Annotated in this window: 16 protein-coding genes, 16 tRNA genes and 2 pseudogenes; 29 read left to right on the top strand and 5 right to left on the bottom strand. The window is 35.1% G+C overall.

Features of this window, described 5'->3' with window-relative positions:
- Nucleotides 1-83: 83 nt before the first annotated feature.
- From EQ827_RS00960 to EQ827_RS00845, 24 genes are all read left to right on the top strand, one after another.
- Nucleotides 84-476 (top strand): FtsB family cell division protein, encoded by a 393-nt coding sequence (locus tag EQ827_RS00960; protein WP_181189103.1) that lies wholly within the window; start codon nt 84-86, stop codon nt 474-476.
- 17 nt (nt 477-493) lie between these two features.
- A complete protein-coding gene (locus tag EQ827_RS00955; protein WP_181189102.1) occupies nt 494-904 on the top strand; it encodes a S1 RNA-binding domain-containing protein in 411 nt (136 codons plus the stop codon).
- Nucleotides 905-942: 38 nt separating this feature from the next.
- Entirely contained in the window at nt 943-2,274 is a 1,332-nt protein-coding gene (gene tilS / locus EQ827_RS00950) for a tRNA lysidine(34) synthetase TilS (RefSeq protein WP_181189101.1), read from the top strand.
- 2 nt (nt 2,275-2,276) lie between these two features.
- On the top strand, nt 2,277-2,813 hold the full coding sequence (gene hpt / locus EQ827_RS00945; protein WP_181189178.1) for a hypoxanthine phosphoribosyltransferase: 537 nt from the start codon (nt 2,277-2,279) through the stop codon (nt 2,811-2,813).
- Nucleotides 2,814-2,880: 67 nt separating this feature from the next.
- Nucleotides 2,881-4,992 (top strand): ATP-dependent zinc metalloprotease FtsH, encoded by a 2,112-nt coding sequence (gene ftsH / locus EQ827_RS00940; RefSeq protein WP_181189100.1) that lies wholly within the window; start codon nt 2,881-2,883, stop codon nt 4,990-4,992.
- A gap of 216 nt (nt 4,993-5,208) precedes the next feature.
- Nucleotides 5,209-6,072, top strand: a complete 864-nt coding sequence (gene hslO / locus EQ827_RS00935) for an Hsp33 family molecular chaperone HslO (RefSeq protein WP_181189099.1) — start codon at nt 5,209-5,211, stop codon at nt 6,070-6,072.
- Between the two features lie 65 nt (nt 6,073-6,137).
- A complete protein-coding gene (gene dusB, locus EQ827_RS00930) occupies nt 6,138-7,115 on the top strand; it encodes a tRNA dihydrouridine synthase DusB (RefSeq protein ID WP_181189098.1) in 978 nt (325 codons plus the stop codon).
- Nucleotides 7,116-7,144: 29 nt separating this feature from the next.
- On the top strand, nt 7,145-8,641 hold the full coding sequence (gene lysS / locus EQ827_RS00925) for a lysine--tRNA ligase (protein ID WP_181189097.1): 1,497 nt from the start codon (nt 7,145-7,147) through the stop codon (nt 8,639-8,641).
- A 94-nt stretch (nt 8,642-8,735) separates the two neighbouring features.
- Nucleotides 8,736-8,808, top strand: a tRNA-Lys gene (locus tag EQ827_RS00920).
- A gap of 27 nt (nt 8,809-8,835) precedes the next feature.
- Nucleotides 8,836-8,907 (top strand) — tRNA-Gly (locus EQ827_RS00915).
- An 11-nt stretch (nt 8,908-8,918) separates the two neighbouring features.
- Nucleotides 8,919-9,004 (top strand) — tRNA-Leu (locus EQ827_RS00910).
- Nucleotides 9,005-9,017: 13 nt separating this feature from the next.
- A tRNA-Arg gene (locus tag EQ827_RS00905) sits at nt 9,018-9,091 on the top strand.
- A 4-nt stretch (nt 9,092-9,095) separates the two neighbouring features.
- Nucleotides 9,096-9,169: transfer RNA gene (locus EQ827_RS00900), tRNA-Pro, on the top strand.
- 25 nt (nt 9,170-9,194) lie between these two features.
- Nucleotides 9,195-9,268: transfer RNA gene (locus EQ827_RS00895), tRNA-Met, on the top strand.
- Nucleotides 9,269-9,272: 4 nt separating this feature from the next.
- Nucleotides 9,273-9,346: transfer RNA gene (locus EQ827_RS00890), tRNA-Ile, on the top strand.
- A gap of 34 nt (nt 9,347-9,380) precedes the next feature.
- Nucleotides 9,381-9,454 (top strand) — tRNA-Met (locus EQ827_RS00885).
- Nucleotides 9,455-9,456: 2 nt separating this feature from the next.
- Nucleotides 9,457-9,530 (top strand) — tRNA-Asp (locus EQ827_RS00880).
- Nucleotides 9,531-9,536: 6 nt separating this feature from the next.
- Nucleotides 9,537-9,609, top strand: a tRNA-Phe gene (locus tag EQ827_RS00875).
- Nucleotides 9,610-9,614: 5 nt separating this feature from the next.
- Nucleotides 9,615-9,697 (top strand) — tRNA-Tyr (locus tag EQ827_RS00870).
- 7 nt (nt 9,698-9,704) lie between these two features.
- A tRNA-Trp gene (locus tag EQ827_RS00865) sits at nt 9,705-9,775 on the top strand.
- Nucleotides 9,776-9,787: 12 nt separating this feature from the next.
- Nucleotides 9,788-9,861, top strand: a tRNA-His gene (locus EQ827_RS00860).
- Nucleotides 9,862-9,871: 10 nt separating this feature from the next.
- A tRNA-Gln gene (locus EQ827_RS00855) sits at nt 9,872-9,943 on the top strand.
- 6 nt (nt 9,944-9,949) lie between these two features.
- Nucleotides 9,950-10,020 (top strand) — tRNA-Cys (locus EQ827_RS00850).
- A gap of 27 nt (nt 10,021-10,047) precedes the next feature.
- Nucleotides 10,048-10,132, top strand: a tRNA-Leu gene (locus EQ827_RS00845).
- A 221-nt stretch (nt 10,133-10,353) separates the two neighbouring features.
- Here EQ827_RS00845 and EQ827_RS00840 read toward each other — a convergent pair.
- The 4 genes and pseudogenes from EQ827_RS00840 to EQ827_RS00825 all read right to left on the bottom strand — a co-directional run.
- Nucleotides 10,354-10,911: pseudogene (locus tag EQ827_RS00840) on the bottom strand (site-specific integrase); the annotation flags it as partial.
- Between the two features lie 27 nt (nt 10,912-10,938).
- A complete protein-coding gene (locus tag EQ827_RS00835) occupies nt 10,939-11,250 on the bottom strand; it encodes a phage integrase SAM-like domain-containing protein (protein WP_309109318.1) in 312 nt (103 codons plus the stop codon).
- Nucleotides 11,240-11,452 (bottom strand): hypothetical protein, encoded by a 213-nt coding sequence (locus EQ827_RS00830; RefSeq protein WP_181189095.1) that lies wholly within the window; start codon nt 11,450-11,452, stop codon nt 11,240-11,242. The genes EQ827_RS00835 and EQ827_RS00830 overlap by 11 nt, the downstream gene beginning before the upstream one ends.
- Nucleotides 11,453-11,572: 120 nt before the next feature.
- Nucleotides 11,573-12,028 carry a hypothetical protein gene (locus EQ827_RS00825; protein WP_181189094.1) on the bottom strand — a complete coding sequence of 152 codons (456 nt, stop codon included), beginning with the start codon at nt 12,026-12,028 and terminating at the stop codon, nt 11,573-11,575.
- A gap of 766 nt (nt 12,029-12,794) precedes the next feature.
- Between EQ827_RS00825 and EQ827_RS00820 the strand changes: the two genes are divergently transcribed.
- The 5 genes from EQ827_RS00820 to EQ827_RS00800 all read left to right on the top strand — a co-directional run bounded on the left by EQ827_RS00820 (nt 12,795) and on the right by EQ827_RS00800 (nt 21,512).
- Nucleotides 12,795-13,391 carry a DUF1819 family protein gene (locus tag EQ827_RS00820; RefSeq protein ID WP_181189093.1) on the top strand — a complete coding sequence of 199 codons (597 nt, stop codon included), beginning with the start codon at nt 12,795-12,797 and terminating at the stop codon, nt 13,389-13,391.
- Nucleotides 13,392-13,393: 2 nt separating this feature from the next.
- Nucleotides 13,394-13,969 (top strand): DUF1788 domain-containing protein, encoded by a 576-nt coding sequence (locus EQ827_RS00815; protein ID WP_258231764.1) that lies wholly within the window; start codon nt 13,394-13,396, stop codon nt 13,967-13,969.
- Nucleotides 13,970-13,982: 13 nt separating this feature from the next.
- Complete coding sequence (brxC, locus tag EQ827_RS00810; protein WP_181189091.1) at nt 13,983-17,606, top strand: BREX system P-loop protein BrxC; 3,624 nt, start codon at nt 13,983-13,985, stop codon at nt 17,604-17,606.
- Nucleotides 17,607-17,618: 12 nt separating this feature from the next.
- Complete coding sequence (gene pglX / locus EQ827_RS00805; protein ID WP_181189090.1) at nt 17,619-20,354, top strand: BREX-1 system adenine-specific DNA-methyltransferase PglX; 2,736 nt, start codon at nt 17,619-17,621, stop codon at nt 20,352-20,354.
- 75 nt (nt 20,355-20,429) lie between these two features.
- A complete protein-coding gene (locus EQ827_RS00800) occupies nt 20,430-21,512 on the top strand; it encodes a site-specific integrase (RefSeq protein ID WP_181189089.1) in 1,083 nt (360 codons plus the stop codon).
- A gap of 77 nt (nt 21,513-21,589) precedes the next feature.
- On the opposite strand, the pseudogene EQ827_RS00795 reads toward EQ827_RS00800, so the two are convergent.
- A pseudogene (locus EQ827_RS00795) lies at nt 21,590-22,625 on the bottom strand (BREX-1 system adenine-specific DNA-methyltransferase PglX); the annotation flags it as partial.

Here is a 22,625-nt window from a genome sequence, read left to right as displayed (position 1 = left end):
GCTGTAAATACCCCAATATACCCTGGACAGCTAATATTGTTGTTGTTATACTCAACTTAGGAGCTTTTTGAGGGGGGATAAAGTTGCCACAAGTTCAGCGTTTAAACAATGTCCGTTCGATAAATATAAATAATAATGATTTATCTGCTGAAAAAAAGTTTAAACAACGAGTGCGTCAAGTACATCAGCGGCGACTAAGTGCTCTGTTTTTAGTTTTAGGTGGGGTGGCAGCTTTGTTAGGTTCACAGCTTTATCAAGCTCACCAGATTAATGCACAAACCCGTACTCAATTAGTTCAACAACATCACAAATTGCGTCAAGCACGAGCTCAGCGGACGGATTTGCGCAATCAGATCCACCAACTACACGATCCAGAATATTTAGATAATTTAATCCGTTATCGTTTTAATTATTCGCATGATGGTGAAATTATTTATAATATACCGAATGAGTCAAACAAAAATCTTAATTTTTAAGGAGTAAGGTAAGTAATATGACCGTATCAGTAGGAACAAAAGTAACAGGTAAAGTTACCGGAATAAAAGATTTCGGGGCTTTTGTTGATATTGGTAATGGTCAAAGCGGTCTGGTACACATTAGCCAGATTTCTAATGACTATGTTAAAGATATCCACGATAAGTTAAAGGTGGGTGATATTATTACTGCGGTAGTAGTGGGCGATAATCACGGTAAAATTGCTTTGTCTATGAAACAAGCACAAGCCCCAGCTTCGAAAAACACCAGTAATAATCACCATCAGCATAAACCAGCAGCTAAGAAGCCAATTACTGAAGGCTTTGATGATTTGTTGGCTGATTTTATGAAAGAAAGCCAAGATCGGCTCTCTACATTAAAGAAAAATACTGAAGGAAAAAGAGGTGGCCGTGGCGGTCGTCGCGGTTAGGTTCGAGTTAAGCTCGAACCTTTTTATTATAATTTAATATGGATCAAACAGAAATTAAATTTATACAGCAAGTGCAGCAGCAGCATTTATTTCAAGCTAATGACCGCGTATTAGTTGCTGTTTCGGGCGGCAGTGATTCGATGGCATTGTTGGCGTTATTGCTTCATTTACCGACAACTTTAGGCATTCGTATAGCTGTAGCTACCGTAGATTTTGACTTGAGAGCTCAAAGTGTCAATGAAGTACAGTTGGTGCAACATTTTTGCCAGCAACACCAACTGCCTTTTTACACGACAATTTGGCAGCATCCAGCTCCGATTACGGGGATGGAATTGCAGGCACGTAAGTTTCGCTATAAATTTTTTGCACAAATTATGCAACAACAGCATTTAAATAAGTTAGTGACAGCTCATCAAGGTGATGACCAAATAGAAACTATTTTAATGAAGTTGATTCGCAGCGGCAGTATCTGGGAAAGCACAGGAATTGCAGTTCGTCGACCTTTTCAAGTGGGGGAGATTATTCGGCCCTTATTAGCTTTTTCTAAAACTGAGTTAATTAATTATTTACAGCGTCAACAGATTGATTTTGCAGTTGATGAGACCAACTTTACAGATATTACTTTGCGCAATCGTTTGCGTAATCAGGTGATTCCGTTGCTCAAGTCTGAAAATCCGCGGCTGCAGCAGCATTGGACGGTATTTGCCCAGCAAAATCAAGTATTGCAGCAGATAACCCAAAATTATTTTCAGCAGTTAAGCCAACAGGCTGTCATTGTGTCAGCTAAGACAGTTAAAATTAATTTATCATCCTTAACCCACCTTAGCTCTCAGGCAGTTGTCTTATTTGTTCAATCTGTTTTGCACCGCCATTTGGAATTGGATTTGCAGGCACGGCAACTAGAGCAACTAGAGCAATTATTAAATCGAGCTCAAGGTCAATTAACATTAGCTCATAAGTGGATTCTAGAAAAAAGTTATCAACTTTTAATAATTCAACAATTTGACCACTCATTGCAAAAAGTTTCAGCAATTAATTTAAAATTAAATCAAACGGTCTTTGCAAATCAGCAACAAAAGATTACAATAAAACAGTCCGTTCGAGAAAATAATCATACTTTTTATTTCGAACATTTACCCCGACAAATAATTGTGCGCCCTCGACGGCCGGGAGATCGGATCCGCTTGTTAAATGGGCAACATCAGAAATTAAAGCAGCGGTTGATTGATTTAAAGATCCCACAAAAGCAGCGGAATCAACTGTGGTTAGTAGTTTTTGATGGTGAAATTGTTTGGGTACCGGGTGTTTATCGCTATCAAATTTATCCGACACCGTATTTATTCGAAATTATAATAGGAGAACAAAAATGAGCATGGAATCAGATATTCAAAAAATATTATTTACTCCCCAAGATATTGCTGCAGCTAATCAGCGCTTAGGCCAACAATTAGCCCAAGATTATCAAGGAAAAAATCCTCTATTTGTATGTTTATTAAAAGGTGCCATTTTATTCTTGACTGATTTAGTCCGCCAAATACCAGATAGCGTAGAAATTGACTTTATGGATGTTTCCAGTTATCATGGCGGAACCACTTCTTCTGGGGATGTCAAAATTATTAAGGACTTAGATGTTTCGGTAGTGGGTCGTGATATTGTTTTTGTGGAAGATATTATTGATACTGGTAATACCTTGCGGGCATTGATGGATTTATTCGCCACCCGACAGGCTAATTCCATTAAAATTGTCTCCTTAGTTGATAAACCTGCTCATCGTAATCAAAGCGTTCAGGCGGACTATGTGGGGTTGAGTTGTCCTGATGAATTTATTGTTGGCTACGGTATGGATTATCAAGAGCGATATCGTAATTTACCTTACATTGGGGTCTTAAAACCTGAAGTTTATTTATAGAAGCAAATAAATTATTGTGGTATTGTGTTAACATATATATAAGTCATGTACGTGGAGGAAAATTAGATTGAAAAATAATCGAAATGGACTGAAAAATAACAGTCTGTTTTATATCATTATTTTTATATTACTAATCTTGGCAACTAGTTGGTTTGTTGGCGGTCAGGGTTCTTCAGCAGTTGAAAACCTGTCTTCCAGCGAATTTATTGCGCGATTACGTGATAATAAGGTGAAAGACTTTTCTGTTCAGCCTTCCAACGGTGTTTATAAGGTTACTGGTAACCTGAAAAAAGCAGAAAAAACTAAGGGTTCTGCTAATAGTTTGAGTCTATTTGGCCGTGGATCCAGTCAAGCTAATAGCTCTAAGCAATTTTCTGCAACAGTTTTGCCTAATGATGCTTCTTTACAGCAAATTAGCAAGGCGGCTCAGCAAACTAAAACCCAAATGAATACTCATGAAGAGTCACAAAATGGTATGTGGCTTAATTTAGCTATTACTGTGGTACCATTCTTAATAGTTTTCTTCTTCTTCTATTCGATGATGAGCCAAGCTGGTCAAGGCGGCGGTGGAGCCGGTAAGATTATGAGTTTTGGTAAGTCCCAGACCAAGCCGGTAGACCCTAAAAAGAATAAAGTACGTTTTTCTGATGTAGCTGGTGCTGAAGAGGAAAAACAAGAGTTAGTTGAAGTAGTTGATTTCTTAAAAGATCCGCGTAAGTATTTAGCTTTAGGGGCGCGGATACCTTCAGGTGTTTTGCTAGAGGGACCTCCCGGAACTGGTAAAACTTTATTAGCACGTGCTGTTGCTGGTGAAGCTAAAGTGCCATTTTATTCCATTTCCGGTTCAGACTTTGTTGAAATGTTTGTCGGTGTTGGTGCTTCAAGAGTGCGTGATTTATTTACAAATGCAAAAAAGAATGCTCCGGCTATTATTTTTATTGACGAAATTGATGCTATTGGGCGTCAACGGGGCAATGGTAAAACCGGCGGCGGCAATGATGAACGGGAACAAACCCTAAATCAATTGTTAGTTGAAATGGATGGTTTTACTGGTAAAGAAGGGGTTATTGTCATTGCTGCGACAAACCGTTCTGATGTTTTGGATCCTGCTTTGTTACGTCCCGGACGTTTTGACCGCAAGATTTTAGTAGGACAGCCTGATGTTAAGGGCCGCGAAGCTATCTTAAAAGTTCATGCTAAAAATAAGCCTTTAGCCGACGATATTGATTTAAAAGTAATTGCTCAACAAACTCCTGGATTTGTAGGAGCGGACTTAGAGAACGTCTTAAACGAAGCTGCTTTAGTAGCTGCTGAACGTAATAAAACTAAAATTGATGCTGCGGATATTGATGAGGCTGAAGACCGCGTCATTGCTGGGCCAGCCAAAAAAGACCGAATTATTTCTCCTGAAGAGAAGAAAATGGTTGCTTATCATGAAGCAGGTCATGCTATTATCGGTGTAGTTTTAAGCGATTCGCGGGTAGTGCGCAAGGTCACTATTATCCCTCGTGGCCGAGCTGGCGGTTATGCGATTATGCTACCTAAAGAAGACCAAAGTCTTTTAACTAAAAAAGATCTTATGGAACAAGTAGCAGGTTTAATGGGTGGTCGGACTGCCGAAGAAATTATTTTCCATAGTCAATCATCAGGCGCATCTAACGACTTTGAGCAAGCTACTCAAATTGCGCGGGCAATGGTTACGGAATATGGAATGTCAGAGCGCTTAGGCATGGTTCAGCTAGAAAAAGGCGGAGCACCCGTTGGAGCTTATGGGCAACCTAATTATTCTCAAGAAACTGCTACTGTCATCGATGATGAAATTCGAAAAATTTTGGATGAAGCTCATAAGACTGCTGTTGATATCATTCAAAGTCATCGTGAACAACATAAAGCAATCGCTGAGGCCTTGTTGAAGTATGAAACTTTAGATGAAAAGCAAATCTTAAGTTTATATAAAACTGGGAAAATGCCTATAACTAATCAGGAAGAATTTCCTTCAGAAAAAGCTTCGACTTTTGAAGAAGCTAAGAAATTTGCTCAATTGCGTGATGAACGTAAGCAGGCACAAGAAGGTCATAGTAGTGAGGCTGAATCTTCACCGACAACGACTGAATATCCAGAAGGTCAGCCAGATGACGTCAATGATGATCAAGATAAACCAACTTCAGATGATGAATAGTATTTATTGAATACTCATAGTTTTAAAGGTTGGAATGTCAAGGATTCGTTTAATCCTTGACATTAGCTAAAATGAGCATGTTCTGGTGAGTTGTGGTTTTTAAATAATGTTAAGCTAATTAATTATTTTATTTAATAATAGTAGGGATCTGGGATAAAAATTTTATCCTAGATCCTTTCTTTATGACTATAAAAATTTGTGAAAAGGAAGTTAAGATTGAAAGACTATTTAGTTAAAGCCCTCGTTAATCAGGGTAATTTTCGAGTTTATGTTGTAAAAGCAACAAAATTAGTGGAAGAAGCCCAAAAGCTTCATCATACTTCACCTTTAGCAACCGAGGCTTTAGGTGAAAGCTTGATTGCTACTCTTTTATTGAGTACTTCCTTATTAAAAAATGAGGAAATGATGACTACACGCTTGGTCGGTAATGGACCCTTGGGTGCTATTATTGCTGATGGCAATGCTCAAGGCCAGGTCAAAGGCTATTTACAAAATTCGGTCCCTGGCTTAGCTGCTGTAGATCTTGCTTCCGCTATTGGTAATCAAGGAATGTTAAGTGTTACAAAAGATCAAAAGCTGGCTCAACCTTTTACCGGTAAAGTGGGCTTAATTAGCAGCAACATTGCGCAAAACTATTCTTATTACTTGGCTAAATCTGAACAAATACCTGCGGCTATGGGACTTGTGGTCAAATTAAACAAAAAAAATGGTGTAACTAGTGCTGGTGGATTTTTAATTCAGGCTTTGCCTGGAACCCCTCTTAATGACAGTGAACAACTTAGTAAACAACTGCAGCAATTGCCTAATTTAAAACGGATATTCACCAAAAAAGATACTCCCGAAATAATTTTAAAGAAGATTATTCCACAAACAAATGTAAAATTTTTACAAACTTTACCAGTAGCTTTTAATTGTGACTGTTCTAAACAACGTTTTATTAAGTCATTACAATCATTACCGTCTTCGGAACTTCAATCCTTACTGGAGCAACAGCAGGAAATTGAGACGGTTTGCAGATTTTGTGGGCGTAAGTATCAGTTTAGTGCTGCTGATTTGCAGCAAATTATTACGAAGAAGTAATTGCAACTTAGGGCGTGGATTTGCTATTATGTATTTAACTAGCACCACGAGAAAGGAAGAACTTAATGAAGTGGAAAATAGGTAACGTTACAATTCCTAATCAGGTGGTAGTTGCACCTATGGCGGGTATTTCCAACTATTCTTTTCGGATGACAGCCAAAGAATTTGGAGCCGGCTTGGTTGTGTGCGAAATGGTTAGCGATCGCGGAATTTTATATAAAAATAAAAAAACTTTGTCAATGCTCTATGTTAATGAACAGGAACATCCCATCAGTATTCAGTTATTTGGCGGTTCTAAAGAAACATTAGTGCCGGCTGTAAAATATGTTGCAGAACAAACTCAAGCTGATATTATTGATATTAATATGGGGTGTCCAGTTAAAAAAGTTGTTAAAACTGGTGCTGGTTCGCATTGGCTTTTAGACCCCGATAGTATCTATGACTTAGTCAAAGCTCTTAAGGCTAATATTGATAAGCCCTTAACCGTAAAGATGCGAACTGGGTGGGATCAAGATCATATCTTAGCTGTGGAAAATGCACTAGCGGCTCAAGAAGGTGGTGCTGATGCTGTGGCCATGCATGGCCGTACGCGTGCCCAAATGTATAGTGGCCACGCTGATTGGGAATTATTGCATGAGGTAGCTCAACATTTAAGTATTCCATTTATGGGTAATGGTGATATTCGTACTCCTCAAGATGCCAAAAAAATGATTGAGGAAGTGGGGGCAGATGCTGTTATGGTTGCGCGCGGCGCAATTGGCAATCCTTGGGCTTTAAAGGCGATGGCCCACTACCTGGATACTGGAGAATTGTTGCCAGAGCCTACGCCTATTCAAAAAATTCAAACTGCTAAAAAACAATTAGCACGTTTAGTACAAATTAAGGGTGAACGGATTGGTGTTCCAGAATTTAGGCAGCAGGCGTCTTATTATCTGAAGGGCATCCCTCGTTCAGCTCGTACTAAAGCAGCTATTAATGAAGTTACTACACAACAAGAAGTAGATCAGTTATTAGATAAATTTGCTGATAAAATTATTAACTAAATAAATTTTTTAAAGGAGGAAATATTTGTATGGCTAAAAATGAAGAAGAAATGAATGATCAACTGCGCGTTAGACGCCAGAAAATGGAAGATTTACGAGAAAAGGGGATTGACCCATTCGGGCATCGCTATCAAAGAACTGCAACTGCTCAAGAATTACATGAAAAATATGGTGCGTTAGATAAGGATGAAATTAACGATCAAAATGCTATGGTTAAAATTGCTGGTCGGATGATGTCTAAGCGTGGAAAAGGTAAAGTTGGTTTTGCTGACATTAAGGATCGCTCCGGCAAAATCCAAATTTACGTACGTAAGGATACCGTCGGTGATGACAACTATCAAATTTTTAAAAAAGCTGACTTAGGCGATATTTACGGCATTGAAGGTTCAGTTATGAAAACGGATATGGGCGAATTGACAGTCAAAGCTGAACATGTCACCTTATTAACTAAAGCTTTGCGGCCCTTACCTGATAAATATCATGGCTTAACCAATATTGAGCAAAAATACCGTCAACGTTATTTAGATTTAATTGCTAATCAGGATAGTTTTGATCGCTTTATCAAACGCACCAAAATAGTTGCAGCCATTCGCAAATATTTAGATGAAAATGGCTTTTTAGAAGTTGAGACCCCAGTTTTACACAGTCAAGCTGGAGGAGCAGCAGCACGGCCTTTTATTACCCATCATAATGCTTTAAATATTGACTTATATTTACGTATTGCCTTGGAACTCCACTTAAAACGTTTGATTGTTGGGGGAATGGAACGTGTTTATGAATTGGGACGCGTTTTTAGAAATGAAGGTATTGACACCAAGCATAATCCGGAATTTACTGAGCTAGAAACTTATAGTGCCTATTTTAATTTTGAAGATGTAATGCAAGAAACTGAAGGAATTTTTCGGTATGCGGCACAGGCTGCTTTGGGAACCTTACAATTTACTTATCAGGGACAGCCAGTAGACTTATCTAAACCTTTTAAACGTATTCATATGGTCGATGCTATTAAAGAAGTTACAGGGGTTGACTTTTGGCCGCAAATGAGCTTAGAACAGGCACAAAAATTGGCGGATGAACATCATGTTCACTATGAAGATTATTGGCAAGTTGGCCATATTATCAATGCCTTTTTTGAAGAATTCGTTGAAGATACAATTAAAGAACCAACATTTATTTATGGTCATCCTATCGAAATTTCACCCCTAGCTAAAAAAAGTGAAAAAGATGAGCGCTTTGTCGACCGCTTTGAAATGTTTATTTTAGGTAATGAGTACGCAAATGCCTTTACTGAATTAAATGACCCGATAGATCAGCGTCAACGCTTTGAAGCGCAAGCAGCAGAAAGAACAGCTGGTAATGATGAAGCAGAAAGTGTTGATGAAGACTTCGTAGAAGCCCTTGAATATGGCATGCCGCCTACGGGGGGATTAGGTATTGGTGTGGATCGCTTGGTAATGTTACTAACAGATGCGCCTTCTATTCGCGACGTAGTTTTATTCCCCACTTTACGTCCAGAGGATAAATAATTTTTGAAAAATTGTGTAAAATATTATTTTTAGTTGAATTTTCATTTTTAAATTGTTATAATTAAACAGTCGTCAGGTTGACCTGATGATTGTTGAGTCGCTAGCTCAGCTGGTAGAGCAACGGCCTTTTAAGCCGTGGGTCGTGGGTCCGAGCCCCACGCGACTCATTTACTGTGAAAGCAGTTTTACAAAATGCGGAAGTAGTTCAGTGGTAGAACATCACCTTGCCATGGTGGGGGTCGCGGGTTCGAATCCCGTCTTCCGCTTTCATTATTTTGCCGGGGTGGCGGAACTGGCAGACGCACAGGACTTAAAATCCTGCGGTAAGTGATTACCGTACCGGTTCGATTCCGGTCCTCGGCATTATAATGAATATGCACCCATAGCGCAATTGGATAGAGTGTCTGACTACGAATCAGAAGGTTGTAGGTTCGACTCCTACTGGGTGCATTATCGGGAAGTGGCTCAGTTTGGTAGAGCACCTGGTTTGGGACCAGGGGGTCGCAGGTTCGAATCCTGTCTTCCCGATTAGCATATATATTCTGCTAATTGTGGCGGTGTAGCTCAGCTGGCTAGAGCGTCCGGTTCATACCCGGGAGGTCGGGGGTTCGATCCCCTTCGCCGCTATTTCGGACCTTTAGCTCAGTTGGTTAGAGCAAACGGCTCATAACCGTTCGGTCGTAGGTTCGAGTCCTACAAGGTCCACTAGATTTTGCGGGGTCTTGAAGTTGTATATTATCGCGGGATGGAGCAGTCTGGTAGCTCGTCGGGCTCATAACCCGAAGGTCGTAGGTTCAAATCCTTCTCCCGCAATTGGTCCTATGGTGTAGTTGGTTATCACGCCTGCCTGTCACGCAGGAGATCACCGGTTCAAGTCCGGTTAGGACCGTATAATGGCTCGGTAGCTCAGTCGGTAGAGCAATGGATTGAAGCTCCATGTGTCGGCAGTTCGATTCTGTCCCGCGCCATTTATGGAAGGGTAGCGAAGTCTGGCTAAACGCGGCGGACTGTAAATCCGCTCCTTCGGGTTCGGTGGTTCGAATCCACTCCCTTCCATTTTAATAGGGATATAGTTTAAAGGTAGAACTACGGTCTCCAAAACCGTCAGTGTGGGTTCAATTCCTACTATCCCTGTTAACTATTTTGGCGGTATTGGTGAAGTTGGTTAACACACCGGTTTGTGGCACCGGCATACATGAGTTCGAGTCTCATATACCGCCCTTTTATTAATGGGTTATAGCCAAGTGGTAAGGCAATGGACTTTGACTCCATTATGCGCTGGTTCGAATCCAGCTAACCCAATTTTTTGGCGGTATAGCCAAGTGGTAAGGCAGAGGTCTGCAAAACCTTCATCACCGGTTCAAATCCGGTTACCGCCTTTGGCTTTAGCCAAATGATATAGTTTTGCCGGTGTGGCGGAATTGGCAGACGCGCTGGATTCAAAATCCAGTTCCTGTTAAGGGAGTATCGGTTCGACCCCGATCACCGGTAGTATATATGTTAATTGAGTATCTTAGAGAAGCTTATAGAATGTGGGAAGCCCATTATATAGGCTTTTTTCTTTGTCAAAATCTTATAGAATCTTATAGAAAAAGTTTTTGTTAACACTTTTAAAAAAATATCACACCAAAAACACGGTATTTACAGCGGTGTTAACAGCTAAATTATTGATATGGTAGGGATGGTGGTTCATTTATAACTAAAAACGGGGTCTAACCAGTAAATAATTCTAAAGTACGTTTAACTTCATGGCGCTCACGTTTTTGCAAGATATGGGTATATATTTTGAGGGTAGTCATAACAGACGAATGACCGGCGCGTTTGGAGACATACTGCACATCTACTCCATTAGATAGCAAATAAGATATATGTGTATGACGTAATCCATGGAAAGTAATATCTTTTTGAATGTTTAATTTTTTAAGTATTGATCTCAATTCCTTATTTACACCATTGCTTGAAGGAGGGCGATTATCAATTTCTTTAGCAAAAATCAGTTTTTGCCCCTTTAACTTTTTCTCTGTAACAATTGGCTGTAATTGTTTTAAAAAAGATTTTTCAATATCAATCTTACGGATCGACTGTGGATTTTTAGTTGGGGCAAATCCGCCATCGCGATAATCGAACGTTTTATCTATATTAATTTTGCCGTGCAAGGGATCGATATCATCGATAGTTAATCCAGCTATTTCTGATAAGCGAGCACCAGAATAGCAAGCCATTTGTATCATTAATCGAGACATATTTAAGCCGTTATTTGTTATGTTTAAATAATTTAATAGTTTTAAAAAGTCCTCCTATTCTAAATATTTTAAGGCATCCGGTTTACTAGCACCTCCAGAAAGAGCAGGACGAAGTGTAAAATCTTTTTCAATATAATTATCCTCATAGGCTGCTTTAATCGCAGTATGAGCGTGAACATGGACTTTTTCTACGGAAGTTTTGGCGTGATTAGATCCGTACCAATTAATAAATTGCTGATATGAGGTTTTATTCATATTTTTTAAAGGTGTATTTTTCCAATATTTCTTTATTACAGAATAGCTATTAAGCCATTTATCAGCCGTAACTGGTCTAAGCGAGGGCTTTTTAAAAGTATTAAACCAAATCCATCCAAAAATCTATAAAGGGCATATCAGCCCGCTTAAATTCGCCCTGACTGTTAAATTTATCTTTTTGTTGCTGTAACCATGATTGTGCATCCCGTTTTCGCTCAAAAGTTTGGGAGCCACCGGACTTAATTTTGCCCTCATCATCACGATAAAAAAATCGTGCCTGATATTTGCCGTTCTTTTTCTTAGTTATCGGCATTGCATTAACCTCCTGTTTTTATTAAAATTGAGTATGCGAAAGGGCATACTCTATGTATGTGTTTTGCGGTTAGTCACATCCTTGGCTTTGGCGAGTGGGGGATGTGGCTTTTTATTATGTTTAAAGTAAGAAAAATATAATTATAAATAAAATAACAATTGGCAGAGTAACCCATAAAGTCATAGTTGTACCAAATTTACTCATCCTATTACCAACTTTTTGCATGCGATTACTAAATGATTGAGCACCAATTCCAAATTTGTACAATTTACTATTTTCTAGCAAATACTGCTGTTGTTGTCTATTTATTTCTTCGGGAGACAATTGAATTAATATTCCGCACTGTGGGCAATACTGCTCATTATAAAGAAGTGGATAGCCACATCTTAAACAATGTGGTCTAAAGTTTTGTAGTTGATAATTTATTTTTTGCTGTCTTTGATAGTCTCTTACCTGCTTAGGTGGTCGTGATTTCATATATGTTGATACAACGATAATAATAGGTATTCCAATAAAAATAAAAATTCCTATTAAAATAACCATAAAAATTAATAAGCTACGTCCCGCATCATCCAATAATAATCAGCTCCTATTACATATCTACGAATATAATACTTTATTATTTCTAGTTACAACCTCCAATTATGTACAGCTTTTAAAGTCGATCAGTGTTTGGACTTAATATTATATTTCAACTATATATATTACAACCTTACCAATTATTCGAACATCTGGCGAGAAGATAATCGTACGTTTTAAATCATTTTTGTGAAATTTCTTTACTGACATAGAAATACCATCTTGAAACACTACAATGTCGCCATTTTTTAAACCATATATAATCAATTTTTTTAATAGCAATCATGGACTCATTTGGGATAACGCAGTTCATAGACTCTCCATTAATACAGCTAATAATCACATAGGAACATCAACCCCGATCACCGGTAGTAGTTAATATTTTGTAAGCTTTTTTGATTGTAAAGATACTATAGAAAAAGATAAATGGCGGACTAGAGGGAATTAAGATCAGTACTTTCATAAACGTATTGGAAATCTACTTCTAAATTTTTCATGGTATTGGTTTGCCTAGATTGCCCTATAAATAAGGTTTTACAATATCACGCTTTAGGTATTCCAGTAAAAATAAAATTTCTATTAAATAACCATAAAAATTAACAAGCTAAGTTCCGCATCGTTCAATAATAACCAACTCCTATTTCTTATTATATGATTTAGGCAATTTACCTTATATTGAGTATTATTACGTTGACAAGATTTGATAGACAAGGCAATAATATTTAAGTTACAATCTACTTATAAATAACAATGAGGTAATTATGTGAAAAATTATAAATCGGGATTGGTTTCTCAAAGTTTATGGTACGATGAATTTGACATTTATTTATCGCATTTGAATCAAGGAAAAACTTTTAAAGAGATTAATCAATTAAGTGATCAAAAGAACATTTTTCAGGCAAGCTCTACTAACCGGGCTTTACGCTTATCAAGGGCTTTAGCTACACGCATCGAGGCAATTCCTAATAATATTTTGAACATTTATTTTCAATTAGACACTAGTAATCAAAAAATAGTGGATTTTTTGGGAATTATGTTAGTTTATCGAATACTGCGAGAATTTATGTATGAAACTTATCGTGATGAAATAATTTTAGGTGATTGTAGGTTAGAGGATACCGAGATCCAAGCGTTTTTAACTCGTAAACAAGAAGAAAGTTCTCAGGTTGCTCAATGGCATGAAGTAACAATTCATCGACTCAAGGCAGCATTTAAATCTCTTTTGCGAGAAGCAGGACTTGTGCGTGATGATCATAATCGTAAATTTGATGTGGTCACCCCTGTGTTTTTGAATCCTATTCTAGTACAAGCAATGAAAACAGCGGACTTAAGTTACGAATTAGGTGCTTTGGAGGGATGATTTTGGAAGAATTCGAGACTTTATCTGACAAGTTTGAGCGTTTAGAAAAAAAAATATTAAAAGAAGATTTTCAAAATAATGCTGGCCTATCAAATGAGATAGGTTATTATATCTTTACTTATAATCCAAAGTTAGAGTTAGAAGTGCGCGATCGGATTATAGATTTACAAAAGAATATGTCATCTTCTTTATCTATTAAAATTTTTAATATTTATGAGGTTGTAATGGACTATATTAATCATTTTCAATATCAGCAACCTTTAATCCAGATGGAAAAAAGTGATGGTTTAAATGAAGTATCAGTGCAAATTAATAATGTTTTAGAAATGGATGAAGATAATAATATTATTGTGCAGCATATTAATAGTAATTTACAATCAACTAAGTCAGTTATTTTTTTAACTGGTATTGGACAAATTTATCCCATATTGCGAGCTCATAAAATTTTAAATACGATGACACAAATTATTGATCAGTATCCTGTTATTATGTTTTATCCTGGAAATTATGATGGATTAAACCTAAAAGCTTTTGGTAAGGTAGAGGATAGTAACTATTACCGCGCATTTAGTATTTAAGGAGGAAAATATATTGAAAATTAAAGAGATTTTTAAGAAATCAATTGATCGTGATATTAAAGGAGTAGTAAAGGTTGGACAAACTCAAGAAACGATTAAACAGCAAGAATTAGAAGAATATGTAGTTACTAAAGAATTGCAACAGCATTTCGCTAGTTTTTTTGATGCATATCAAAAAAGCATTGATAGTACTACGGATAATATGGGAGTTTGGATTGACGGTTTTTTTGGTTCCGGTAAATCACATTTTTTAAAAATTTTATCTTATCTTTTAGGCAATGAAGAAGTATCTGGTAAAACGGCCTTAGATTATTTTAAGGATGATCAAAAAATTGTTGATCCTTTTGTCTTAGGACAGATGGAACAAGCAACCCAGATACCTACAGACGTGATTTTATTTAACATTGATTCTAAAGCAAATAGTAATTCTGGTGATGATCGCAATGCAATATTGAATGTTTTTTTGAAAGTTTTTAATGAGATGCAAGGTTATTCAACAGCAAGTCCATATATTGCCGATTTGGAGCATGAATTAGATCAAAAGGGAATGTATCAGCAGTTTAAAAATAGGTTTGCAGAGTTAACGGATATGGATTGGTCAATCGGAGTAAATCATTATCGTTTTCAAACAGCAAATATTAAACAAGCACTTGTTGATATTAATTATCTTTCGGAAGAAAATGCGCAAGGATACATAAATTTATTAAGTACTCCTTATGAAATTACTATTGAAGAATTTGCCCAACGAGTAAATCAATATATTGAATCTAAGGGTAATGACCATCATGTTGTTTTTCTAGCTGATGAAGTAGGCCAATTTATTGGCAATGATGTTAATCGAATGCTGAATTTACAAACTATTGTTGAAGAATTAGGCGCCAAAACTCAGGGCAAAGCATGGGTTATTGTTACTTCACAACAAGCAATAGATCAAGTAACAGATAATCTTAATGGTCAAGATTTTTCTAAAATACAAGGGCGTTTTAAAACGCGTATTTCAATGAGTTCTGCTAATGTTGACGAAGTAATTAAAAAACGAATACTTCAAAAAAAGGAAAGCAGTGAACAGCGTTTAGAAGAATTGTATCAAGATAACCGGCATAATATTAATAATAAAATTGATTTTGATTCCGGAATCAAACGACCTAAATATGATACACCTGCTAGCTTTGCAATTAATTATCCTTTTGTTCCTTATCAATTTAATCTTTTGCAAGATGTTTTAAATGCTATTCGTTTACATGGATCTGATGGTAAGCACTTATCTGAAGGTGAACGTTCAATGTTGGCTACCTTCCAAGAAGCCGCTCAAAGTTATGAGGACCAAGAGGTTGGCGCTTTAATTCCTTTTAGCTTATTTTTTGAAGGATTATCACAATTTTTAGATCATAATCATATTTTGACAATTACACGCGCAAGGGAAGATAAAATAATTAATCCCCAACAAGAAGTTAATCCCTTTGCTGTTCAAGTTTTGAAAACTTTATTTATGGTTAAATATGTAGATGGCTTTGACGCGACAGTTTATAATTTAACTACCTTATTGCTCAATTCGATCGATACCGATCGCCAGGAATTGGAGTCCCATGTTCAACAGGCTTTAAAAGATTTAGAAAGTCAAAACTATATATTAAAAAATCTAAACACCTACGAATTCTTAACAGATGCGGAACAAGATGTTAACAATGAAATTAAGAATGAAGAAGTCAGTGAATCTGAAATTTCTAAGCTTTTAGGAAGTAATTATCTCTTTACCGATCAAATGATTTCCCAAAGGTTTACGTATCCTAAATTAAAGGGACGTTATGTATTCAATTTCAATCGTATCATTGATGAAATTCCTATTGGCGCTTCTAATCATGAATTGACCATTCAAGTATATTCACCTTTAAATATTCAATATAGTGGTGATGAATCCGAATTGCGCCGAATTTCCTTGTCCCCTGAAAAACCCAAAATAGTAGTTGATTTAGCTAGTGAAAATTTTGAATTTATTAACTATTTAAAACGGGCAGAACAAATTTCAAAATTCTTACGAAAAAATAACGTTGGTAATGTTGATAAACGGCGCGAACAGATTATTTCTAGTAAAGGCCAAGAGCGTGTTCAAATTTTAGATTCAGTGAAAAATTTAATAGTTAATGCGTTAGAAGAGAGTGACATTTATGTTAATGGAGAAAAGCTAGATCATAATAAAGATTTTGCTAATACTTTATTACAAGCTCAACAAATGCTAGTAGATGACACTTATCGACAGCTTTCTTACATTAATGTTGCAAAAAATGAAAAAGACATCATTCATTTATTTGATTCTAAAGAATTGATTGTTGATAACGATAATGCTCAGGCAGTTAGAACAGTTTTAGATAAGATTATTGAAATTGCTGGCTTTGAAGGTAAAGTCTCTTTGCGGAGCATTATCAGTAAATTTGAAAAGATTCCTTATCATTATACAAATGAAGATATAGCTTGGATTATAGCTAAATGTTTTTTTAATGGTGATTTGCGAGTTGAAGTCAATGGCGATAAGCTGACTTTAAAAAAGGCACATGATGCCCCCCAGAATGTTGTGGGTTACTTTACTAAAAAACAATATCTGGATAAAATAACTTTCCAACCTAAAAAAGAAATACCAATTAAACAGATTAAAGCTGCCAAAGACTTTGCTGCTGAAATATTGGGTAAAAAATATATAGTCCGTGAAGAGTCTGATCCGGAAAAAATTCTTAGTAGCATTGATCAAGAAATTGATAAGACAATTAAGCAGTTGGAGAGTTATACTAAACAAAAAGATTTTCCTGGAGATCAATACTTAGCTACAGGTATTAAATTATTAACAAAATTAAAACAAGCTATTAGTCAGGACAGTTTTTACGACCAAATTGCTTCAATGCTGGAACAATTATATGACTGGAAAGATACGATGGAAGATCGTGGCCTTGATGATTTTTATCATAATCAAAATAGTCAAGAAATTTGGCATAGTGCCTTACGTGATTTGGATAAATACGAGCCTATTAAAGTTGCTGCAAATAATAATAGCGAATTAGAAGCTACAGTTAAACAAGAACGTGAATTAATTAACCAAGATAATCCTAAAAATAGTGTTCCTTCTTTAAAATTACTACATGAAAAGTTTATCAAATTGTTTAATAATTTTGCAGATCAAAAATTGGACGACTTCAAACAATTATGTATGCAACAACAGCAATTGTTGCAAACCCAATTGGAGCAAGCTAAGCTAGATCCAAGTACTCATGGAGAATTAGAAAAAAGAATTATTTCTAAAATTCAGAATAAACAAACAGAAATAGAAGAAAAGTCTAATAATGATCTCAACATAATTGTTTGGGGAAGTGAAGCTGTTAGAAACATTGGAAAATCCTTCAGTCATGAGATTGAAAATAAAGTACAAGAGTATGAACAGAAAAACAAGGTCACTGTAAAGACACATGAGAACACAATTAATAAAAAAGAAGATATATATACTTCTATTTCACTTTTAGCAACAGAGATAGTTGGAAGTCACAATATTGAAGTTAAAAGTGATGCTGACATTGACAATTTGACGAACAAGATAAAGGAAACATTAAAGAAGAAATTAAAGGGATCAAATAAGATAATTATTACCCGATAATGAGGAAAACAAATGTTGGATAAAAATGCTATAAAAAAGTTTGCAATACAAGCAAGACGCGATTTAATTGATCAAATTATAATTGAAGCTAACCTTTTAGGGATTGACGAAAATGGTGTAGCAGATGAGTTGCCTAGTTCAACTAATGAAATAAAATTTTATAAAGATGAACATAATGTCGGCATTACGGGCGACAAGATTGTTTGGCGTGATAAATTGGTGAAACGCTTAAATGAATATGCTCAAAAAACTGATTGGCAAACTGCATTTAAAGATATTGTTGAAGAAGCAGCTTATACTTGGTTTAATCGGATAATTGCTGTGCGTTTTATGGAAGTGAATGACTATTTGCCTAGTCGTGTACGTGTACTTTCAAGTGAAGAAGGGCGAAATGAGCCAGATATAATTTATTACGCTGAAGATGTAGATTTGCAAGCAGAATTAAATATTCATGATGAAAGTGACTTGGAATTAATCTATCAAGCTAAGAGCAGCGAATTGGGTAGTGATTTAGATAAGATGTATCAAATGTTGTTTTTTAAGCAAGTTGATGCTCTTAATAAAATTCTTCCAGGATTATTTGAACTAACTTCCGATTATCTGAAATTATTGTTCACACCCAGATATAATACCGGTGTCATCAAAAACTTAATTGACCAAATTCCGGAACGTTTTTTTGATGTGCAGCAAGAAGGTCAAGTGGAAATTATTGGCTGGCTGTATCAATTTTATAACACGGAACCTAAAGACGAAGTTATTAGTTTAGCAAAATCTCATAAATATCGCCAAAGCCAAATAGCCAGTGCTACTCAAATCTTTACTCCTGATTGGATTGTTCAATACATGGTGCAAAATTCTTTGGGTAAATATTGGATTCATCATTTGTTAGCCTCTGGAGACTCCCGAAGTGAAAGGGAAATTGCTCAATCTTTTCAATGGAAATACTACATGGAGGACGCCTCACAACCTGAAAAAACTAGTATTTTAATAAAAAGTATTGATCAGTCTATTGCTGATTTATCAATTCAAAAAATTAAACTTATTGATCCAGCAATGGGATCAGGGCATATCCTGGTCTATGCTTTCGATCTGTTAATACAGATATATAAATCAGAAGGATACTCTAACAGTGAATCTGTAAAAAATATTTTAAAAAATAATCTTTATGGATTGGATATTGATTATCGTGCTTATCAATTGTCGTATTTTGCTATCATGATGAAAGCTAGGAGTTATTACAGAAATATTTTCAAAAAGACTAATACTATTAATCTATTTAATATTACTAGCACATCGCAAAACTTAATTTCTTATGATGATATTCTTTCTAGTTATTTAGATTCGGAACAATATAACGAAACTAAAAAAATATTAATGCTATTCAATAATAATTCATCGCTAGGTTCGTTAATAATTGCTGATGATATTAATTTAGAATTAATAAAAGATAGCATTAATATCTTAGAAAAAGGTCAAAAAGACCAACTTTCATTTGAAGCAATATATTTAATTTCTTTAATAAAAAAATACTATAAAATTGCTAAAATTTTAAAAACTAAATTTGATATTATTATTGCTAACCCACCATATATGGGATCAGCAAGAATGAATGAAGAATTAACAAAATTTGCTAAGAAAAATTTTCCTAATTCAAAGTCTGATTTATTTTCAATGTTTTTAGAAAAATGGAGTAGCTATCTATTACCTGGTGGATATAATTCTATGGTAACTATGCAATCATGGATGTTTTTATCTAGTTTTGAAAAAATGAGAATTTCATTATTAAATAATTATACGATTTCTAACCTAATGCATATGGAAAACAATGTCATGGGAATCGCTTTTGGCACAGCAGTTACTATTTTAAGGAATATTAAGACATTAAACTTTATTGGAACTTACCATCAAATAAAAACTAAAGATGTAGCTAATAGTGTTCCTAGCAATTTACCTATTCAAGGAAACCGATATAATCGTTCAAATCAAGCGAATTTTGCGAAAATTCCTGGCAGTCCGATCGCCTATTGGGCTAGTGCCAATTTAATTCATGATTTTGAAATAGGAACCAAAATGGAAGATGTTGTGGATGCACGAGTTGGGCTACAAACTGGTGATAATAACAAATTTTTACGTCAATGGTTTGAAGTGGCACATTGTAAAATAAAATTTGATGCTGTAAATAGATTAGACGCATTACAGTCAAAACAGAAATGGTTTCCACATAATAAGGGGGGTGAATATAGAAAGTGGTACGGAAATTATGATTATATTGTTAATTGGGAAAATGATGGATATGATATTAGAAATTTCAAATGGCCTAATGGTAGAAATAGGGCGGTTGTTAGAAATGAAAAATATTACTTTCGTGAAGCTATAACATGGTCTGACGTGACTAGCGGAAATTTTTCTATTAGATATAGAAATTTAGGGAGTATACATGATGTAACAGGGATGTGTGCATTTACATTTGACATTCAAGATAAAAAATTGCTTTTTAATATTTTAGGATTATTAAACTCAAGTGTAGGTAATTATATACTTAATTTAATTAATCCGACTATACACCTACCAGTTGGTAGTCTTAAAAAGTTCCCTTTATTGAAAAATAATGAATTAGACATATTAGAAACAATTAACTTTAATATCAATATATCTAAAACTGACTGGGATTCTTTTGAAACTTCTTGGGATTTTAAATGTCATCCATTTTTGAATCATATCGCTGAACATAATTTATCACCTCCTTAATTTATGGTATTCTGAAAAGTATTGTGCCAAATTTGTGCAAAATAATTCAATATTTGAACTAAATGGAGTGTATTTATGGTTAGTTATCAAAAAAGAGGAAAAGTATGGCAATATGAAATATCTTATAAAGATGTTGATGGCAAGTACAAAAAGTATCGAAAATCAGGTTTTAAACTCAAATCTGAAGCAGTTTTGGCCGCTTCAGAAGTACAAGCAACTCAACCCCTATTCTCAAGTTATAATGTTGCTAACCAAACCTTAGCATCATATTTTGACCATTGGATAATGCTATATAAACAAAATTATGTTTCCAACATTACTTTTATGAAATATCAAAACACAGCCAAGCATATCCACAAATATTTTGGTAATCTTAGACTAAAAGACCTGAATAAAGATATTTATCAAGAATGCTTAAATAATTTTGCTAAAACACATGCCAAAAGAACAGTATCCTGCTTTCATAAACACATTCGTGCTGCTTTATTGGATGCCATTGATGAAGGAATTATTACTAAAGATCCAACTAGAAAGGCAGTGGTTACTGGCAAAGATTATCAGCCAGCACAAAAATTCTTAAATTATACAGATTGGCAAAAATTGATTAATAACTTAAATTGTAATCACACTGGTGAATTAATGATCTATTTAGCCGCATTAACAGGAATGCGCTATGGTGAAATTGCAGGCTTAACACCTAATAATATCAATATGATCGATGGCTATATCAATATCAATCGTACCTGGGATTATAAATATCGTACTGGATTTAAAGATACTAAAAATAAATCTTCTCGACGTAAAATCCCTATTGACAATCACACTTTGCACCTATTAGAAAATTATATTAAAACTAAAAATATTCAAGCAGATGACTTAATTTTCAAGCATCACGGTAAAATTTACTATAGTGCTCAAATTAATAATCTTCTAACTAATAAATTGAATGCACTCTATTTACCGCGCATTACTTTTCATGGACTAAGACATACCCATGCCTCTATTTTATTGTATAAGGGAGTAAGTGTCCTCTCCGTGTCCAAAAGGCTTGGGCACAGCAATACAACCACTACGCAATCCACTTATCTACACATAATTAAAGAACTAGAAGCCAAAGATAATGATAAAATTATTACAATTTTAGATAAATCTTTTTAAACAAAATTTTTGGCACTTTTGTTGGCACAAAAAAGATCCTTCACTTAATTCCTATATGAATTAAGGAGGATCTTTTTTTATCTAATAGCTGTAAGGATTTTAGTATCAGCCTGAATTTTTTGATGATTTATGACTACGCCATCATCTAAATCAATCGCAATACTTTGATTAGCCACATGCTGTAAAATTGGATCAAATTTTATGATCTCTGCAACTTGTTTCTTCAATTTGGTTATTTCTTTATTGAGTAACTTAATTTGCTTCTTATCGGTTTCAATTTGCATCTGCTCCTGACGCATTTTGATTGTATTCTCATAGTATTCTTGAAGATTGTGCAAATAACTAGAACGAAACATTGCCAATGTATCTTGATTGTAACGATGTAAATAAAATAGTGCCTTAAATCCTTGATTACGTCCACTATTTAGTTCCCAGTAAATTGGTCTTTTTTGATAAATTTTTAAATGATCCTTTTTAAAGAAATCATTTAAAAAATATTGTCGAATAATATCAGTAGCTTCTACGCCCTTCGCAAATTTCTTAGACTCCAGTGTGTTAGCAATAAAATCTAAATTCTGATATAAACTCTCTTTACCAAAGATAACAGTTAGGAACTCTTCTAAACGCTGAATAATATCACGTTGGTCATGGAAATAATTGGCATCTGTTAAAACAATTACGTTATCTTCATTAGGCATAAAAGTTTGATATTTAGCATCATCCCACTCACCACCTGCATAAGCTAGGCCTTCATTATCAAGAGAATAACGTCCAAAAACACACCCGATAAAATAAGAAAGAAAAGATTTTACATCACGAATTTGATCAGCTTTACGTACAGATACATCTTTGTCTTCTTCTTCAGGAGTTAATTCATCTTGCAAACCATAAAGATCAATAAAAATACGATTTAATTCTTCTTCGTTAGACTTTAATTGATTAAATCGCTCTAATGCTTCATTTTCCCATTGCTTATAAGCAGCTTCTAAAGTCCAATTTTGTTTATGTTCAGCGATATGATTTAAAAATGGATGATATTTAAAATCCCAAGAAGTTTCAAAAGAATCCCAGTCGGTTTTAGATATATTGATATTAAAGTTAATTGTTTCTAAT

It is taken from the genome of Bombilactobacillus bombi (assembly GCF_013607485.1).
In the GTDB taxonomy this organism is placed as follows: Bacteria; Bacillota; Bacilli; order Lactobacillales; family Lactobacillaceae; genus Bombilactobacillus; species Bombilactobacillus bombi_A.
This window is presented reverse-complemented; position numbering and strand designations above follow the sequence as displayed.

Excerpts from the sequence above, each read along its gene's own strand:
- EQ827_RS00955 (WP_181189102.1), top strand. The coding sequence starts at position 494 with ATGACCGTATCAGTAGGAACAAAAGTAACAGGTAAAGTTACCGGAATA.
- tilS (WP_181189101.1), top strand. The coding sequence starts at position 943 with ATGGATCAAACAGAAATTAAATTTATACAGCAAGTGCAGCAGCAGCAT.
- hpt (WP_181189178.1), top strand. The coding sequence starts at position 2,277 with ATGGAATCAGATATTCAAAAAATATTATTTACTCCCCAAGATATTGCT.
- dusB (WP_181189098.1), top strand. The coding sequence starts at position 6,138 with ATGAAGTGGAAAATAGGTAACGTTACAATTCCTAATCAGGTGGTAGTT.
- lysS (WP_181189097.1), top strand. The coding sequence starts at position 7,145 with ATGGCTAAAAATGAAGAAGAAATGAATGATCAACTGCGCGTTAGACGC.
- EQ827_RS00830 (WP_181189095.1), bottom strand. The coding sequence starts at position 11,452 with ATGCCGATAACTAAGAAAAAGAACGGCAAATATCAGGCACGATTTTTT.
- pglX (WP_181189090.1), top strand. The coding sequence starts at position 17,619 with ATGTTGGATAAAAATGCTATAAAAAAGTTTGCAATACAAGCAAGACGC.
- EQ827_RS00800 (WP_181189089.1), top strand. The coding sequence starts at position 20,430 with ATGGTTAGTTATCAAAAAAGAGGAAAAGTATGGCAATATGAAATATCT.